Below are 17103 nucleotides of genomic sequence, written 5' to 3'. Positions count from 1 at the left end.
GCAATGAACCTTTTTGACTTCTTTCGTGCCAACAAAAAGCAAAGCACCGCGTCGGTAGCGAAAGAGCGTCTACAGATCATCGTGGCGCACGAACGCGGCCAACGCAGCACCCCGGACTACCTGCCGGCCTTGCAGAAGGAACTGGTCGAGGTGATCCGCAAGTACGTCAATATCGGGTCCGATGACGTGCATGTCGCACTGGAAAGCCAGGGCAGCTGCTCGATTCTGGAACTCAACATCACCCTGCCTGATCGCTGAGTCGATCCGCCAGGAGCCACGGCGGCTCAGGCCCCTCAGGCCTTTGTAGGAGCTGCCGCAGGCTGCGATCTTTTGATTTTGCTTTTCAAAAACAAGATCAAAAGATCGCAGCCTGCGGCAGCTCCTACAAGGAACGAGAGGCCTGAGCCGCCGTTGGCGTTTGTTACGAGGCTGTTTTAATGCCGTTGTCCAACATCCACATCATCCATCAGGACGCTGCCGTACTGGTGGTGAACAAACCGACCCTGTTGCTCTCCGTCCCTGGCCGGGCCGATGACAACAAGGACTGCCTGATTACCCGCCTGCAGGAAAACGGCTACCCGGAAGCGCGAATCGTCCATCGACTGGACTGGGAAACGTCCGGCATCATCCTGCTGGCCCGCGACCCGGATACCCATCGCGAGCTGTCCCGGCAATTTCACGACCGCGAAACCGAAAAGGCCTACACCGCCCTGTGCTGGGGTCAGCCGGAACTGGACAGCGGCAGCATCGACCTGCCCTTGCGCTACGACCCGCCAACCAAGCCACGGCATGTGGTCGATCATGAATTCGGCAAACATGCGCTGACCTTCTGGCGCGTGCTGGAGCGTTGCGGTGACTGGTGCCGCGTTGAGCTGACACCGATCACCGGCCGCTCCCACCAGTTGCGCGTACACATGCTTTCGATCGGTCATCCGCTGCTGGGTGACGGGCTCTATGCCCACGAGCAGGCGCTGGCAGCCTGGCCGCGCCTGTGCCTGCACGCGAGCATGCTGACCTTCACCCATCCCCAGACCGGCGAGCGCCTGCGCTTCGAGTGCCCGGCACCGTTCTGAACGCAACGCATTCCCCCTGTAGGAGCGAGCTTGCTCGCGATGATCCCAAGAACGCCGCGGGGCGCCAGGCTTCCCGCGTTATCGTTGACGACCATCGCGAGCAAGCTCGCTCCTACAGGGGGGGGGGGGGGCGCCACTCCACCCGCACACCACCGCCAATTCCCTGACCAATACGTTAAACTGGCGCCACTGCTGTCTGGAGCTACTTTATGCGCGAAGAGTTGAACCAAGGCCTGATCGATTTCCTCAAGGCCTCCCCTACCCCGTTCCATGCCACCGCCAGCCTTGTTCAGCGCCTGGAAGCGGCGGGCTATCAACGCCTCGACGAGCGCGAGCCGTGGAATACCGAAGCCAACGGTCGCTACTACGTCACCCGCAATGACTCTTCGATCGTCGCGATCAAAATGGGCCGCCATTCGCCGCTGCACGGCGGCATTCGCCTGGTCGGCGCCCACACCGACAGCCCGTGCCTGCGCGTCAAGCCGCAACCGGAGCTGCAGCGCCAGGGTTTCTGGCAGTTGGGTGTCGAAGTCTATGGCGGTGCACTGCTGGCACCGTGGTTCGACCGCGACCTGTCCCTGGCCGGCCGCGTGACCTTCCGGCGTGACGGCAAGGTCGAGAGCCAGTTGATCGACTTCAAGGCCCCGGTCGCGATCATTCCGAACCTGGCGATTCACCTCAACCGCGAAGCCAACATGGGCTGGGCCATCAACGCCCAGACCGAACTGCCGCCGATCCTCGCGCAATTTGCCGGTGACGAACGCGTGGACTTCCGCGCCGTGCTCACCGACCAGCTCGCCCGCGAACACGGCCTGAACGCTGATGTGGTGCTCGATTACGAGCTGAGTTTCTACGACACCCAAAGCGCTGCGGTCATTGGCCTGCATGGCGACTTCATCGCCGGTGCGCGCCTGGACAACCTGCTGTCGTGCTACGCCGGCTTGCAAGCGCTGCTGACGGCCGACACCGACGAAACCTGCGTGCTGGTCTGCAACGACCACGAAGAAGTCGGTTCCTGCTCGGCCTGCGGTGCCGACGGCCCGATGCTCGAGCAAACCCTGCGTCGCCTGCTGCCTGAAGGTGATGAATTCGTACGCACCATTCAGAAATCCCTGCTGGTTTCGGCTGATAACGCCCACGGCGTGCATCCGAACTACGCCGACAAGCACGATGCCAACCACGGCCCGAAACTCAACGCCGGCCCGGTGATCAAGGTCAACAGCAACCAGCGCTACGCCACCAACAGCGAAACTGCCGGGTTCTTCCGTCACCTGTGCATGGCCGAAGAAGTGCCGGTGCAAAGCTTCGTGGTGCGCAGCGACATGGGCTGTGGCTCGACCATCGGCCCGATCACCGCCAGTCACCTGGGCGTGCGCACCGTGGACATCGGTCTGCCGACGTTCGCCATGCACTCGATCCGCGAACTGTGCGGCAGCCACGACCTGGCGCACCTGGTCAAGGTACTGAGCGCGTTCTACGCCTGCCGCGAGTTGCCGTAACCCCTGTAGGAGCTGCCGCAGGCTGCGATCTTTTGATTTTGCTTTTTTAAAAACAAGATCAAAAGATCGCAGCCTGCGGCAGCTCCTACGCACACACATCATTCGGCTGCTTCAAAAGCCGCCTAGACTTCAAGTATCCCTTCGACAAGGCTGTCTCCATGATTTCGATGTCCACCTTTCACGCCATGCTGATCCCGATTCTTGCCGGGATGCTCCTGCTGGCCGTTGGCTTCAACTTTCGCGACAAAAATGCCGGTGTGTTCGCCATGTGGATCGGCATGCTGACCATCCTCGCGACCGTGGTGATCAAGATCCTCGCCAAACTCAACGAATAATTCATCGCCCTTGGCTCGCATTGATTTAGACGGGCTCGTACACTCGGTCGATCCGCTCCTTGCGAGGTTGACCGCCTAGTGTTCGCTCGTCTTTTTGCCCTTCCGTATTTTTTCCTTGTCTGCCTGTTGCTGCTGCCCGTTGCACCTGCCCAGGCGGCCGGCCTGCCAAGCCTGCTCGGCGGCCAGGCGAAAGCGCAGCCCGAAGCACAGGAACCGCTGGGGCAGTCCCTGGACGAAGTGATCAAGTCACTGGAAAACGATCAGCAGCGCACCAAGCTGCTGGCCGATCTGAAAAGGCTACGTGACACCACCAAACAGGCCCAGCCGACTACCGAAGAAGGCGTGCTGGGCCTGATTGGCGGAACCCTGGCCACGATCGAAAAGAAATTTTCCGGCGACGACAGTCCGCTCACGCGCTGGTCCAGCGAGTTCGACCAGGCCCAGGAAGAGTTGATGGCGCTGGCGCTGCCGGCCAATGAATGGCTGCCGATGCTCTTTGCGTTCGCCATGATCCTGATGGTCTGGAGCCTGCTGGCCGCCGCGCTGATCTGGATCAGCCACCGCGTGCGCATGCGTTTCGGCCTGACTGAAGAACTGCCGCAGCACCCCCGTGCCCTGGACATGTTGCGCTTTGCCTTGCGCAAGCTCGGGCCATGGCTGATCGCCCTGGTGATCACGATCTACATGAGCTACGCCCTGCCCTCGTCCCTGGGCAAAAGCCTGGCCATGGTGCTGGCCTATGCGTTGGTCGTCGGCACCTGCTTCTCGGCCATCTGCGTTATTGCCTTTTCCCTGCTCGACGGCCCACACCGCCACCGCGCCTTGTACATTCTGCGGCACCAGGCGTTTCGACCGCTGTGGCTGATCGGCAGCTTCGCCGCGTTTGGCGAAGCGCTGAGCGATCCAAAACTGGTCGACAGTCTCGGCAGCCATCTGGCCCATACGGCTGCCACGATTGCCAACGTCCTGGCAGCCTTGTCCACGGCCCGGTTCATCTTGCGTTTCCGCCGCCCGATCGCCCACCTGATCCGCAACCAGCCGCTGTCCCGACGCCTGACCCGCCGCGCCCTCAACGACACCCTGTCGATTCTCGGCACCTTCTGGTACGTGCCGGCGCTGGTGCTGGTGGCCATTTCCCTGTTCGCCACCTTCATTTCCGCCGGCGACACCAGCACGGCCCTGCGCCAGTCGCTGATCTGCACTGTGTTGCTGGTGTTGTGCATGGTCATCAACGGCCTGGTACGCCGCCACGCCCTCAAGCCCCAGCGTGGCATCCGGCGTTACGCCGTGTATTCGGAACGGCTGAAGAATTTCTTCTACACAATCCTCCACCTGTTGGTGTGGCTGGCCTTTATCGAGCTCGGCCTGCGGGTCTGGGGCATGTCCTTGATCCGCTTTACCGAAGGCGACGGCCACGAAGTCAGCGTCAAGCTGTTCAGCCTTGCCGGCACGCTGCTGTTCGCCTGGTTGATCTGGATTCTCAGCGACACCGCCGTGCACCACGCACTGACCCGCTCGCGCAAAGGCCTGGCCAATGCCCGCGCACAAACGATGATGCCGCTGATTCGCAACGTGCTGTTCGTGGCCATTTTCATTGTCGCGCTGATCGTTGCCCTGGCGAACATGGGCATGAACGTCACGCCCCTGCTGGCCGGTGCCGGTGTGATCGGTCTGGCGATCGGCTTTGGTGCGCAATCGCTGGTAGCCGACCTGATTACCGGGCTGTTCATCATCATCGAAGACTCACTGGCCATCGACGACTACGTGGATGTCGGCGGCCACCTCGGCACGGTCGAAGGCCTGACCATCCGCACCGTGCGCCTGCGGGACATCGACGGCATCGTCCACACCATTCCGTTCAGTGAAATCAAAAGCATCAAGAACTACTCCCGGGAGTTCGGCTACGCGATCTTCCGGGTCGCGGTGCCGGCCAACATGGACATCGACAACGCCATCAAACTGATGCGCGAAGTCGGCCAGAAAATGCGCACCGATCCGTTGCAGCGGCGCAATATCTGGTCGCCGCTGGAGTTCCAGGGGGTGGAAAGTTTCGAGTCGGGCAACGCGATCCTGCGCGCCCGCTTCAAGACCGCGCCGATCAAGCAGTGGGAAGTGTCGCGAGCGTTCAACCTGTCACTCAAGCGGCACATGGATGAAGCCGGACTGGACCTGGCGACACCGCGGATGAGCATTCAGGTCACCGCCGCCACCGGCTCCCCGGAACAACCCCTGTAGGAGCTGCCGCAGGCTGCGATCTTTTAAAGATCAAAAGATCGCAGCCTGCGGCAGCGCCTACAAAGTCAAACCACGTCTACGCCGACATGAATCGCATCATGCCGCCAGAACTCCAGGTCGCAGTCGATCAGGCGTTCATGCTGGTCATAGTTGACGCGGGCAATCCGTAAGCCCGGGCTACCCGCCGACACCTTCAATGCCGCCGCCGCATCCACCGACAACGCCGTGGGCACAATCTCGAAGCGCACCCGTCCATAGTGCAAATCGTAATGCCGTGCATACAACTCGGTGATCGACTGATTCAAGTCGAAATCGAGGATTCCCGGAAAGTATTGCGGGTTCAGATAGTGCTCCACATACAGCACCAGCCGCCCGTCGATCCGCCGTGAGCGGCAGATCTGGATCACGCTCGACAGCGCCGGCAATTGCAGCCAGGCACAAACAGCCGCCGACGCCGGTTGCAATCGCGCCGAAATCACCTCGGTGGACGGCACCCGCCCTTGGGCACTGACCATCGCGTGAAAGTGGCTGCGCTGCATCAGGTTGTACGCCAGGCGTGGCGGCGAGACGAACCAGCCGCGACGCTCCTCGCGATAAATCTGCCCCTGCGACTCCAACTGCAACAACGCCTCACGCAAAGTGATCCGCGTGGTGCCGAACAACTCACTGAGTTTGCGCTCGGCCGGCAATTTGCTGCCCGGAGCCAACAGGCCGTGGTCGATCTGCTCCTGAAGCACCTGGCCGATGGCTGTTACCGCTTTTGTTGCCTCGTCACGCATCAATGTTTCCTATCTGGACTAGACCAGCACCAATTCAGGGCAGAACCGCTGCGCAAACCGGCTCATTCAATAGTCTGCAAGCGTAGGCAGCGTAGATGACCGAGGTGTGACAAAGCTGCCCAACGGTCGCCGTTCTGCGAACTCGAAAACCTGCAATTCATCGGCCAAGTCCCTTGCCAGCCGAGGCCTTGACCATGGTCTACGCTTATCAGGCCAGTCGCGATACCGCTGAACAAAAAGTCCTCCAGGGCGACGAGCGACATCAAAGTGTCATCCAGCCCCCTTAAATTGGCTCAGGTATTGCTGACCTAGACCAACACAAACCGCAATCGCAGCGTTGAACACGACCCAAGGAGCTTCGGAATGAAAAAGCTTTTCCTGGCATCACTGTTAGGCTCGACCATCGCAATGTGCACCGCCGCCATGGCGGCCGATGATTTGAAAACCCTGGAAGCCGCTGCGAAAGCGGAAGGCGCCGTCAACAGCGTCGGCATGCCCGATGACTGGGCCAACTGGGCCGGCACCTGGAAAGACCTGAGCGACAAGTACGGCCTCAAGCACATCGACACCGACATGAGCTCGGCCCAGGAGATCGCCAAGTTCGCCGCGGAGAAAGACAACGCCAGCGCTGACATCGGCGACGTCGGTGCAGCCTTCGGCCCGATCGCGGTCAAGCAGGGCGTGGTCCAGCCCTACAAGCCTTCCACCTGGGATCAGGTACCAGCCTGGGCCAAGGACAAGGACGGCAACTGGGCCCTGGCCTACACCGGCACCATCGCTTTCATCGTCAACAAGAAGTTGCTGCACGGCTCCGAAGCCCCAACCAAATGGGCTGACCTCAAGAGCGGCAAATACAAGGTGTCCATCGGTGACGTGAGCACCGCAGCCCAGGCAGCCAACGGCGTACTGGCCGCGGCACTGGCCAACGGTGGCGACGAGAAAAACCTGCAGCCTGCCCTGCTGCTGTTCGCCGACATCGCCAAGCAAGGTCGCCTGTCGATGTCCAACCCGACGATCGCCACCATGGAAAAAGGCGAAATCGAAGTCGGCGTGGTCTGGGATTTCAACGGCCTGAGCTACAAGGCCAAGATGGCCAACCCGGATGACTACGTGGTGCTGATCCCGTCCGACGGCTCGGTGATTTCCGGCTACACCACCATCATCAACAAGTACGCGAAAAACCCGAACGCCGCCAAGCTGACCCGCGAGTACATCTTCAGCGACGCCGGCCAGATCAACCTGGCCAAGGGCAACGCCCGTCCGATCCGTGCCGAGCACATCACACTGCCGGCCGACGTGAAGGCCAAGCTGCTGCCTAACGAGCAGTACAAGAAAGTGACGCCGATCAAAGACGCGGATGCGTGGGAAAAGACCTCCAAGGCCCTTCCTCAGAAGTGGCAGGAAGAAGTCATCATCAATATGCAATAACCGGGAGGATCCCCATTTCGGGATCTGATGGCGATCCAAATGTGGGAGCGGGCTTGCTCGCGAAAGCGGACCGACATCCAGTATCGATGTCGACTGACACACCGCTTTCGCGAGCAAGCCCGCTCCCACAGTGGATCGAGTGAGCTTCGAATATCTGTAACACGGAGTTTTTGCCCCTATGAAGCACAACGTCATCCTTGTGGTGCTCGACGGCCTCAACTACGAGGTCGCCCGTCACGCCATGGGGCACCTGCAGGCGTACGTCGGAGCAGGACGTGCGGCACTCTACAAACTGGAGTGCGAGTTGCCGGCCCTGTCCCGCCCGCTGTACGAATGCATCCTGACCGGCGTTGCGCCCATCGACAGCGGTATCGTCCACAACAACGTTTCGCGCCTGTCCAACCAGCGCAGCATCTATCACTATGCCACCGACGCAGGCCTTGTCACCGCCGCGGCGGCCTATCACTGGGTCAGCGAACTGTACAACCGTTCGCCCTTCGTGGCGGCACGGGACCGCCACACCGATGACCCGCAACTGCCGATCCAGCATGGGCATTTCTACTGGAACGATCACTACCCCGATTCGCACCTGTTCGCCGACGCCGAAAACCTGCGCCAGCGCCATGCGCCGCACTTTTTACTGATCCACCCGATGAACATCGACGACGCCGGGCACAAGCACGGCCTCGACACCCCGCAGTACCGTAACAGCGCCCGCTCGGTCGACATCATCCTGGCCGACTACCTGCAAGGCTGGCTCGATGCCGGCTATCAGGTGCTGGTCACCGCCGACCACGGCATGAACAACGACCGCTCCCACAACGGCCTGCTGCCGGAAGAACGTGAGGTGCCGTTGTTCGTTCTCGGCGATGCATTCAGCTTCGACGCCGGCGCAGCGCCGAAACAGACCGAGATCTGCGGCACCGTCTGCGAGTTGCTGGGCGCGCCCCACGACAAACCGGTCTGCCGGGAGCTGCTCAAGTGAATGCCATGACCCGCAGTAAATGGCTGGCCGCCTTATGCCTGGTCCCGTTCGCACTGTTCTTCATCGTGTTCGAGATCGCACCGCTGACCTGGGTGATGATCAACAGCCTGCAATCGGAAGAATTCGGCTGGGGCCTGGCCAACTTCAGCAAGATCTTCAGTTCGAAGTTTTACCTGCAGGCGATCCAGTACAGCCTTGAGATCAGCTTCTGGTCCAGCGTGTTCGGGATCATCATCGCGATACTGGGCGCCTACTCCCTGCGCCGGGTCGATTCGAAACTGCGCAACTTCGTCAACGCCTTCGCCAACATGACCAGCAACTTCGCCGGCGTGCCCCTGGCCTTCGCGTTCATCATTTTGCTCGGCTTCAATGGCAGCTTCACCATCATGCTCAAGCAGGCCGGCATCATTCAGGATTTCAACCTGTACTCGAAAACCGGGCTGATCATTCTCTACACCTACTTCCAGATTCCCCTCGGCGTGCTGCTGTTGTACCCGGCCTTCGATGCGCTGCGCGAAGACTGGCGTGAGTCCGCTGCGCTACTGGGCGCCGACGGTTGGCAGTACTGGCGGCACATCGGATTGCCGGTGTTGACGCCGGCACTGCTGGGGACCTTCGTGATCCTGCTGGCCAACGCCCTCGGTGCCTACGCCACGGTGTACGCCCTGACCACCGGCAACTTCAACGTGCTGCCGATCCGCATCGCGGCGATGGTGTCCGGTGACATTTCCCTGGACCCGAACCTGGCCAGCGCCCTGGCCGTGGTGCTGGTGGCCTTGATGACCCTGGTGACCATCGTGCATCAGTTGCTGTTGAAGAGGAGCTACCATGTCTCGCGCTGAACTGGGGCCCGCCGGTGTCTACCACCGCGTCGTGGTTTACCTGTTGTTTGCCATCCTGCTGTTGCCGCTGGCCGGCACGCTGGTCTACTCGATCGCCAGCAGTTGGTCGGCAACCATTCTGCCCAGCGGCTTCACCCTCAAGTGGTACATCCAGCTGTGGAGCGATCCGCGCTTCCTGCATGCGTTCGGGCAATCGCTGCTGGTCTGCGTCGGTTCACTGGTTCTTTCCGTGGTGCTGATCCTGCCGTTGCTGTTCGTGGTGCATTACCACTTCCCGAAACTCGATGCGCTGATGAACATCCTGATCCTGTTGCCCTTCGCCGTGCCACCGGTGGTGTCGTCGGTAGGGCTGCTGCAGCTCTATGGTTCCGGGCCGTTCGCCATGGTCGGTACACCCTGGATCCTGATCGGTTGCTACTTCACCGTGGCGCTGCCGTTCATGTACCGGGCGATCACCAACAACCTGCAAGCGATCAACCTGCGCGACCTGATGGACGCCGCCCAGTTACTCGGCGCCAGCACCTGGCAAGCCGCCCTCCTGGTGGTGCTGCCGAACCTGCGCAAGGGCCTGATGGTGGCGCTGCTGCTGTCGTTCTCGTTCCTGTTCGGTGAGTTCGTGTTCGCCAACATCCTCGTCGGCACCCGCTACGAAACCCTGCAGGTCTACCTCAACAACATGCGCAACAGCAGCGGTCATTTCACCAGTGCGCTGGTGATTTCCTACTTCTTCTTTGTGCTGGTTCTGACCTGGATTGCCAATATCTTGAACAGGGACAAAAGCGAATGAGCTATGTCAGCGTCCAACATCTTCAGAAAAGCTTCGCCGGCACCACGGTGTTCAGCGACATCAATTGTGAAATCCAGAAAGGTGAGTTCGTCACCCTGCTCGGCCCGTCCGGCTGCGGCAAATCCACCCTGCTGCGCTGCATCGCCGGCCTGACTTCGGTGGATGGCGGCAAAATCCTGCTCGATGGTGCCGATATCGTGCCGGTGAGCCCGCAGAAACGCGGGATCGGCATGGTGTTCCAGAGCTATGCGCTGTTCCCCAACATGACCGTGGAGCAAAACGTCGCCTTTGGTCTGCGCATGCAAAAGGTCAATGCCGATGACAGCCAGAAACGCGTCGCCGAAGTACTGAAACTGGTGGAGCTGCAGGACTTCGCCGCACGCTATCCCCATCAGCTGTCCGGGGGCCAATGCCAGCGCGTCGCCCTCGCCCGCTCGCTGGTGACCCGGCCACGCCTGTTGCTGCTGGACGAACCGCTGTCGGCGCTGGATGCGCGCATTCGCAAGCACCTGCGCGAACAGATCCGTCAGATCCAGCGCGAACTGGGCCTGACCACGATTTTCGTCACACACGATCAGGAAGAAGCCCTGACCATGTCTGACCGGATTTTCCTGATGAATCAGGGAAAAATCGTACAAAGCGGCGACGCCGAAACCCTCTACACTGCGCCGGTGGATGTGTTCGCTGCCGGTTTCATCGGCAACTACAACCTGCTGGACGCCGACAGCGCCTCGAAGCTGCTGCAGCGGCCAATCAACAAGCGCATCGCCATTCGCCCGGAAGCCATCGAACTGAGCCTCAACGGTGAACTGGACGCGCAGGTGCGCAGCCACAGCCTGTTGGGCAACGTAATCCGCTACCGGGTCGAAGCCCGGGGCGTGGAACTGGTGGTGGATGTGCTGAACCGCTCGGCGGCCGACCTGCATCCCGATGGTCAGCGCCTGGCGCTTTCCATCGATCCGACGGCCCTGTGTGAGGTAGCTTGAAGGCAGCGGCAAGTTTCAAGCTGCAAGCTTCAAGTTGTAGACTGCTGACCACCTAACCCAATTCTTGCAGCTTGCAGCTTGAAGCTTGCAGCTGTTCTCAGAGAGAACCCGATGGCCCTGGCAATTTTTGATCTGGACGAAACCCTGATCCACGGCGACTGCGCCACCCTTTGGAGCGAGCAGATGGGTCGCCTGGGCTGGGTCGACCCCGAGTCGTTCATGCGACAGAACAACGAGCTGATGGATGCCTACAGCCACGGCAAATTGCGCATGGAAGACTACATGACCTTCAGCCTGGAGCCGATGATCGGCCGCACGCCACAAGAGGTCGAGCATCTGGTTGGCCCCTGGGTGGAAGACTACATCGAGCCGATCATTTTCAGTGACGCCACCAAGGCCATCGCGGCACACCGCAAGGCCGGCGACCGGATTCTGGTGATCTCGGCCTCGGGCACCCACCTGGTCGGCCCCATCGCCGAGCGCCTGGGCATCGACGAGATTCTGGGCATCGAACTGGAAGTGGCTCAGGGCGTTTACACCGGCCATACCGTGGGCACCCTGACCTACCGCGAAGGCAAGATCACCCGCTTGCTGGAGTGGCTGGATGCGGAAGAGGAAAACCTCGAAGGCGCGAGTTTCTATTCCGACTCGCGCAATGACCTGCCGCTGTTGCTGAAGGTGGATTTCCCCCACGTGGTCAACCCGGACCCGGTGTTACGTGAGCAGGCCGAACAGGCCGGGTGGCCGATCCACGACTGGAAATAACCCGCCCCCCCCTGTGGGAGCGAGCTTGCTCGCGATTAGCGGAGTGTCAGTTGATATTAATGCAACTGACTCGCCGCCATCGCGAGCAAGCTCGCTCCCACAGGTTTCTCGTTGTCAGTTCAGACTCTCGTCAATCACCAACACCACCTTCCCCGCCACGTTATTGCTCGCCAACTCGGCAAACGCTGCCTCGGCATCCTTGATCGGGAATGTCCTGGCCAGTTGTGCACTCAAGCGCCCCTCGGCGAACAACGGCCACACGTGCAGGCCCAGATCGCTGAACAGATCTGCCTTGAACTGATCATCCCGACTGCGCAGGGTCGAGCCCAGCAATTGCACGCGCTTGGCCAGCACCTGGGCCAGATCCAACTTGGCCTCGCGCCCGCCCATCAGACCGATCAACACCCAGCGACCATCCTGAGCCAGCAACTTCAGGTTCAAGGCCGCGTAACTGCCACCCACCGGGTCGAGAATCACGTCGAACGGCCCCAGATCCCGCAAGCCCTCCAGATCACCGTTACGCACCACGCCGCCCTGGGCACCGAGCGCTTCGCAGTACGCCAGTCGCTCGGCAGAGCCGACGCTGACCCAGCACGGGTTACCGAAGGCCTTGCACAGCTGAATGGCCGCTGAACCAATTCCACTTGCTCCGGCGTGCAGCAAAACTTTCTGTCCCGGTTTGAGCGCAGCCAGTTGAAACAAATTCAGCCAGACTGTTGCATAAACTTCAGGCAATGCCGCCGCTTCGACCAGTGACATTCCGTCGGGAACCGGCAGTACATGCCGCCCGTCGACAACCACCTCTTCGGCCATCCCGCCCCCGGCCAGCAAGGCGCAAACCCGATCGCCCACCTGCCAGGAGGAGCCGGCGCCCACCTCGCTGATGACCCCCGAGCACTCTAGACCGAGCACCTGGCTGGCCCCTGGCGGTGGCGGATAAAGACCGGCTTTCTGCAACAAATCGGCGCGATTGAGGCCCGCTGCCGCCACTCGAATACGAACTTGCCCTACATCACATGCAGGACCGGGTTCATCAACCCATACCACTTGACCGTCAACGCCTTGCAATGCTTTCACAGTGCCTCCATAGTGAGTCTGGACTGAGCCCGAAGCTGTATCGCCGGGCTTTTTGCATTATGCGACCGGCTCCCAAAGAGCCGGCGACTTCAAAGACGGCCTAATATGCGTTATCAATTGTCCCCGCGTCGAATCAGCATGAAGCATCTGTTCCCCAGCACTGCCCTCGCCTTATTCATCGGTATCGGCTTGCTGCCGATGTCGAGCAATACATTCGCAGCCAATAGCTGGGACAAGCTTCAGCCCGATCGTGACGAAGTGATCGCCAGTCTGAACGTCGTGGAATTGCTCAAACGCCACCACTACAGCAAGCCGCCACTCGATGACGCGCGCTCGGTGATCATCTACGACAGCTACCTCAAGCTGCTGGATCCATCGCGCAGCTATTTCATGGCCAGCGACATTGCCGAATTCGACAAGTGGAAGACGCAGTTCGACGACTTCCTCAAGAGCGGCGACCTGAACGCCGGGTTCACCATCTACAAGCGCTACCTGGACCGCGTAAAGGCGCGCCTGGACTTTGCCCTTGCCGAGCTGAACAAGGGCGTCGACAAGATCGACTTCAACACCAAGGAAACCTTGCTGATCGACCGCAAGGACGCCCCTTGGCTCAAATCCACCGCGGAACTCGACGACCTGTGGCGCAAACGCGTCAAGGACGAAGTCCTGCGCCAGAAGATCGCCGGCAAGGATTCCAAGCAGATCCAGGAAACCCTGACCAAGCGCTACAAGAACCAGCTGGCGCGCCTGGACCAGACCCGCGCGGAAGACATCTTCCAGGCGTACATCAATACCTTCGCCATGTCCTACGACCCGCATACCAACTATCTGTCGCCGGATAACGCGGAGAACTTCGACATCAACATGAGCCTGTCCCTCGAGGGCATCGGCGCCGTGTTGCAGAGCGATAACGACCAGGTGAAAGTCGTGCGCCTGGTGCCGGCAGGTCCGGCAGACAAGACCAAGCAGGTTGCACCGGCCGACAAGATCATCGGCGTTGCCCAGGGCAACAAGGAAATGGTCGACGTGGTGGGCTGGCGCCTGGACGAAGTGGTCAAGCTGATCCGTGGTCCGAAAGGCACCGTGGTGCGCCTGGAAGTGATCCCGGCCAGCAATGCGCCGAATGACCAGACCACCAAGATCGTGCCGATCACCCGTGAAGCGGTGAAGCTCGAAGACCAGGCCGTGAAGAAATCGGTCTTGAACCTCAAGCAGGACGGCAAGGACTACAAGCTCGGCGTCATCGAGATCCCGGCGTTCTATCTGGACTTCAAGGCCTTCCGTGCCGGCGACCCGGATTACAAGAGCACCACCCGCGACGTCAAGAAACTGCTGACTGAACTGCAGAAAGAGAAAGTCGACGGCGTGGTCATCGACCTGCGCAACAACGGCGGCGGCTCCTTGCAGGAAGCCACCGAGCTGACCAGCCTGTTCATCGACAAAGGCCCGACCGTGCTCGTGCGTAATGCCGATGGCCGTGTAGACGTGCTGGAAGATGAAAACCCGGGCGCGTTCTACAAAGGCCCGATGGCGTTGCTGGTCAACCGCCTGTCCGCCTCGGCTTCGGAGATTTTCGCCGGCGCCATGCAGGACTACCACCGCGCACTGATCATCGGCGGCCAGACCTTCGGCAAAGGTACCGTGCAGACCATCCAGCCACTCAACCATGGCGAGCTGAAACTGACCCTGGCCAAGTTCTACCGGGTTTCCGGACAGAGCACCCAGCATCAGGGCGTCTTGCCGGACATCGATTACCCGTCGATCATCGACACCAAGGAAATCGGCGAAAGCGCCCTGCCCGAAGCCATGCCGTGGGACACCATCAAGGCGGCGATCAAGCCGGCGGTCGACCCGTTCAAGCCGTACATTACGCAACTCCAGTCCGAGCATGACGTGCGTACAGCCAAGGATGCGGAGTTCGTATTCATCCGCGACAAGCTGGCCCTGGCGCAGAAACTGATGGCCGAGAAAACCGTCAGCCTCAATGAAGTCGAGCGTCGTGCCCAGCACGCCGACATCGAAGCCAAACAGCTGGCCATGGAAAACATCCGTCGCAAGGCCAAGGGCGAAGAACCGCTCAAAGAGCTGAAGAAAGAAGACGAGGACGCCCTGGCGGCCGAGGACGACAAGACTAAACCGGAAGACGATGCCTACCTGAGCGAAACCGGGCGGATTCTGCTGGACTACCTGAAACTCAACACAGCAGTGGCGAAGCACTGAGTGCTTACAAGCAGCTGATGGCAATTTAATGCTAACGCCCTCCGGGGCGTCATCAAACAGTCATCATTCTGTCGTGAAATACGGGACTGGCGTGCTCCTTGTAGAAAGGGACCACGCCAGTCCTTTTTTTATCGCCAGAGATCGCCATGACCACAACCGAACAGCTGAGTGCATTGAGCTCGATCCTGACTCAAGGCGGTTTGCACAGTTTGTTCCAACCGATCATCAGCCTCTCTGAGCGGCGCATTCTCGGCTACGAAGCCCTCAGTCGCGGGCCGTCCAACAGCCCTCTGCACTCCCCTGTCGCCCTGTTCGCCGTCGCCCGTCAGGCCGGTCGTTTGAGCGAGCTGGAAATTGCCTGCCGCGAAAGCGCTTGCCGACGCTTCAATGAACAACAACTGCCTGGTCTGCTGTTCCTCAACGTGTCCCCGGAATCCCTGCTCGAAGCAGCCCATCAACCGGGACGCACCCTGCAATTGCTGCAGGACTTCGGCATTCCGCCGAGTCAGGTGGTCATCGAGCTCACGGAACAGACGCCGACGGATGACTTCCAGCTGCTGCAAACCGCCCTGCATCACTATCGGGCGATGGGATTTTCGATTGCGCTGGATGATCTGGGGGCGGGTTATTCGAGTTTGCGCTTGTGGTCTGAGTTGCGGCCGGATTACGTGAAAATCGACCGGCATTTCATTGATGGCATTCATCAGGATGCGCTCAAGCGCGAGTTCGTCGGCTCGATCCTACAAATCGCCAAGGCCTCGCGGGCGCAAGTCATTGCCGAAGGTATCGAGTTACCGGAAGAACTCACGGTACTGACCGAGATGGGCGTCGATCTGGTCCAGGGCTATCTGCTCTGCCGCCCCCAGGAACACGCGCCACGGGATGCCCGGGCATTGATGCCCCGCCAGGACAGCACCAGCGTTGTACTGAGCGAAGACGGCAGCGACCTCAGCGCACTGCTCAACGAGCAACCCGCCGTGAACCGGGACACCCCGACCGCCACGGTGCTCGAAGCCTTTCGCCGCCAGGCCAACCTGAACTCGCTGGCGGTCCTGGATGAACAGGGTCAGCCTTGCGGTATCGTCCATCGGCATTCGCTCTCCGATGCCCTGCTCAAGCCCTTTGCCACCGATCTGTTCGCCCGCAAACCCATCAGCCGCCTGATGAACGATGACTTCCTCGCCGTCGAGCTGAGTCAGTCGCTGCAACAAGTCAGCCGCCTGATCACAGGCCGTGCCCGCCAGCGCATCGAAGAAGACTTCATCATCACCCTCAATGGCGGCTATCTCGGGCTCGGCCGCGTGATAGACGTACTCAAACTGATTACCGAACTGAAGATCCAGCAAGCTCGCTACGCCAACCCGCTGACCCTGCTCCCGGGCAACGTGCCGATCCAGCAATGCCTGACGCGTCTGCTGCAACAGCAACGGGAATCGGTGATCTGCTACGTGGACATCGACAGCTTCAAACCTTTCAACGACATCTACGGCTACGGCCGCGGCGACGAAGTCCTGCTGTGCCTGGCGCAATGCCTGAACGACCGCGTCGACCCGTCCCGCGACTTCGTCGGCCACATCGGCGGTGATGATTTCCTGCTGGTGCTCGGCCCGGAAGACTGGCGCAAGCGTCTGAACCAGTTGCTCGACGACTTCCAGAGCCAATGCCGGCGCTTCTACCGCAGCGAGCACCTGGAAGCCGGCTGCTTCATCGCACCGAATCGCCAGGGCGTGCGGCAGGAGTTTGCGCTGTTGTCGCTGTCGATCGGCGTGGTGCATCTTCATCCACAGGCCTGTGGACAACTCGATGCGAGCCAGTTGGCGGAAATGGCTTCACAAGCCAAGCACCATGCGAAGAATGTGCAGGGGTATAGCGTGCACGTGATGGATAGCCGGGTGGTGCAGGAACGTGAAAGTGCTTGCCTGATGGGGCAGCGGTGATTGACAGGACGCTTTCGCGAGCAGGCTCGCTCCCACAGAAGGGCAAAAGCAGATCTGCGTACACAAACGCTCCCCACCACTCAACAGGCCGAGCGTTAGCTCGCCTGCAGCTCTTGATCTACCCGCCCCCTCGGCAGGCTGAGCGCAGGTGTTCA

The 17103-nt window shown here is 60.6% G+C and carries 15 protein-coding genes; 13 read left to right on the top strand and 2 right to left on the bottom strand.

Annotated elements, in window-relative coordinates; all coding sequences use genetic code 11:
- The first annotated feature begins 3 nt into the window (after window positions 1-3).
- The 5 genes from minE to KW838_RS17785 all read left to right on the top strand — a co-directional run bounded on the left by minE (window position 4) and on the right by KW838_RS17785 (window position 5142).
- Window positions 4-258 carry a cell division topological specificity factor MinE gene (minE, locus tag KW838_RS17805; RefSeq protein ID WP_007974947.1) on the top strand — a complete coding sequence of 85 codons (255 nt, stop codon included), beginning with the start codon at window positions 4-6 and terminating at the stop codon, window positions 256-258.
- A 179-nt stretch (window positions 259-437) separates the two neighbouring features.
- Window positions 438-1073 carry an RluA family pseudouridine synthase gene (locus KW838_RS17800; RefSeq protein ID WP_007974948.1) on the top strand — a complete coding sequence of 212 codons (636 nt, stop codon included), beginning with the start codon at window positions 438-440 and terminating at the stop codon, window positions 1071-1073.
- Between the two features lie 209 nt (window positions 1074-1282).
- On the top strand, window positions 1283-2572 hold the full coding sequence (locus KW838_RS17795; protein WP_007974949.1) for a M18 family aminopeptidase: 1290 nt from the start codon (window positions 1283-1285) through the stop codon (window positions 2570-2572).
- Between the two features lie 158 nt (window positions 2573-2730).
- The gene (locus KW838_RS17790) at window positions 2731-2907 is read left to right on the top strand and encodes a hypothetical protein (RefSeq protein ID WP_008048365.1); all 177 of its coding nucleotides are present in this window, start codon (window positions 2731-2733) and stop codon (window positions 2905-2907) included.
- A gap of 78 nt (window positions 2908-2985) precedes the next feature.
- Window positions 2986-5142, top strand: a complete 2157-nt coding sequence (locus KW838_RS17785; RefSeq protein WP_218502026.1) for a mechanosensitive ion channel family protein — start codon at window positions 2986-2988, stop codon at window positions 5140-5142.
- A gap of 65 nt (window positions 5143-5207) precedes the next feature.
- On the opposite strand, the gene phnR is transcribed toward KW838_RS17785, so the two are convergent.
- Window positions 5208-5921, bottom strand: coding sequence for a phosphonate utilization transcriptional regulator PhnR (gene phnR, locus KW838_RS17780; RefSeq protein WP_102699330.1), 714 nt, complete (start codon window positions 5919-5921; stop codon window positions 5208-5210).
- A 363-nt stretch (window positions 5922-6284) separates the two neighbouring features.
- Between phnR and KW838_RS17775 the strand changes: the two genes are divergently transcribed.
- The 6 genes from KW838_RS17775 to KW838_RS17750 all read left to right on the top strand — a co-directional run bounded on the left by KW838_RS17775 (window position 6285) and on the right by KW838_RS17750 (window position 11714).
- Window positions 6285-7349, top strand: coding sequence for an ABC transporter substrate-binding protein (locus tag KW838_RS17775; RefSeq protein WP_007974957.1), 1065 nt, complete (start codon window positions 6285-6287; stop codon window positions 7347-7349).
- A 178-nt stretch (window positions 7350-7527) separates the two neighbouring features.
- Complete coding sequence (locus tag KW838_RS17770) at window positions 7528-8334, top strand: alkaline phosphatase family protein (RefSeq protein WP_218502016.1); 807 nt, start codon at window positions 7528-7530, stop codon at window positions 8332-8334.
- A gap of 5 nt (window positions 8335-8339) precedes the next feature.
- Window positions 8340-9176: an ABC transporter permease subunit gene (locus tag KW838_RS17765; RefSeq protein WP_165824810.1), complete on the top strand. Its 837-nt coding sequence runs from the start codon at window positions 8340-8342 to the stop codon at window positions 9174-9176.
- Entirely contained in the window at window positions 9163-9963 is an 801-nt protein-coding gene (locus tag KW838_RS17760) for an ABC transporter permease (protein WP_007974964.1), read from the top strand. Before KW838_RS17765 ends, KW838_RS17760 begins: the two co-directional genes overlap by 14 nt.
- Window positions 9960-10949, top strand: a complete 990-nt coding sequence (locus KW838_RS17755; RefSeq protein ID WP_095964001.1) for an ABC transporter ATP-binding protein — start codon at window positions 9960-9962, stop codon at window positions 10947-10949. The genes KW838_RS17760 and KW838_RS17755 overlap by 4 nt, the downstream gene beginning before the upstream one ends.
- Before the next feature lie 111 nt (window positions 10950-11060).
- The gene (locus tag KW838_RS17750) at window positions 11061-11714 is read left to right on the top strand and encodes an HAD family phosphatase (protein ID WP_218502007.1); all 654 of its coding nucleotides are present in this window, start codon (window positions 11061-11063) and stop codon (window positions 11712-11714) included.
- A gap of 114 nt (window positions 11715-11828) precedes the next feature.
- Here the strand turns inward: KW838_RS17750 and KW838_RS17745 are convergent, their stop codons facing one another.
- Window positions 11829-12791: a zinc-binding dehydrogenase gene (locus KW838_RS17745; protein ID WP_218502006.1), complete on the bottom strand. Its 963-nt coding sequence runs from the start codon at window positions 12789-12791 to the stop codon at window positions 11829-11831.
- A 138-nt stretch (window positions 12792-12929) separates the two neighbouring features.
- Here KW838_RS17745 and KW838_RS17740 point away from each other — a divergent pair, with 138 nt between their 5' ends.
- Together KW838_RS17740 and KW838_RS17735 are read left to right on the top strand one after the other, a co-directional pair.
- Window positions 12930-15011, top strand: coding sequence for a carboxy terminal-processing peptidase (locus KW838_RS17740; protein WP_173900799.1), 2082 nt, complete (start codon window positions 12930-12932; stop codon window positions 15009-15011).
- Window positions 15012-15157: 146 nt separating this feature from the next.
- Window positions 15158-16948 (top strand): bifunctional diguanylate cyclase/phosphodiesterase, encoded by a 1791-nt coding sequence (locus KW838_RS17735; RefSeq protein ID WP_218502005.1) that lies wholly within the window; start codon window positions 15158-15160, stop codon window positions 16946-16948.
- Window positions 16949-17103: the final 155 nt, after the last annotated feature.

The sequence above is a fragment of the Pseudomonas sp. PDM27 genome (genome assembly GCF_019219205.1).
GTDB classification, from domain to species: Bacteria; Pseudomonadota; Gammaproteobacteria; order Pseudomonadales; family Pseudomonadaceae; genus Aquipseudomonas; species Aquipseudomonas laurylsulfatiphila.
This window is presented reverse-complemented; position numbering and strand designations above follow the sequence as displayed.

What these genes read in the sequence shown, in the direction of transcription:
- KW838_RS17750 (WP_218502007.1), top strand. Translation starts at nt 11,061, where the DNA reads ATGGCCCTGGCAATTTTTGATCTGGACGAAACCCTGATCCACGGCGAC.
- KW838_RS17740 (WP_173900799.1), top strand. Translation starts at nt 12,930, where the DNA reads ATGAAGCATCTGTTCCCCAGCACTGCCCTCGCCTTATTCATCGGTATC.
- KW838_RS17760 (WP_007974964.1), top strand. Translation starts at nt 9,163, where the DNA reads ATGTCTCGCGCTGAACTGGGGCCCGCCGGTGTCTACCACCGCGTCGTG.
- KW838_RS17755 (WP_095964001.1), top strand. Translation starts at nt 9,960, where the DNA reads ATGAGCTATGTCAGCGTCCAACATCTTCAGAAAAGCTTCGCCGGCACC.
- KW838_RS17790 (WP_008048365.1), top strand. Translation starts at nt 2,731, where the DNA reads ATGATTTCGATGTCCACCTTTCACGCCATGCTGATCCCGATTCTTGCC.
- KW838_RS17770 (WP_218502016.1), top strand. Translation starts at nt 7,528, where the DNA reads ATGAAGCACAACGTCATCCTTGTGGTGCTCGACGGCCTCAACTACGAG.
- minE (WP_007974947.1), top strand. Translation starts at nt 4, where the DNA reads ATGAACCTTTTTGACTTCTTTCGTGCCAACAAAAAGCAAAGCACCGCG.
- KW838_RS17800 (WP_007974948.1), top strand. Translation starts at nt 438, where the DNA reads ATGCCGTTGTCCAACATCCACATCATCCATCAGGACGCTGCCGTACTG.
- KW838_RS17775 (WP_007974957.1), top strand. Translation starts at nt 6,285, where the DNA reads ATGAAAAAGCTTTTCCTGGCATCACTGTTAGGCTCGACCATCGCAATG.
- phnR (WP_102699330.1), bottom strand. Translation starts at nt 5,921, where the DNA reads ATGCGTGACGAGGCAACAAAAGCGGTAACAGCCATCGGCCAGGTGCTT.
- KW838_RS17735 (WP_218502005.1), top strand. Translation starts at nt 15,158, where the DNA reads ATGACCACAACCGAACAGCTGAGTGCATTGAGCTCGATCCTGACTCAA.
- KW838_RS17765 (WP_165824810.1), top strand. Translation starts at nt 8,340, where the DNA reads ATGACCCGCAGTAAATGGCTGGCCGCCTTATGCCTGGTCCCGTTCGCA.
- KW838_RS17795 (WP_007974949.1), top strand. Translation starts at nt 1,283, where the DNA reads ATGCGCGAAGAGTTGAACCAAGGCCTGATCGATTTCCTCAAGGCCTCC.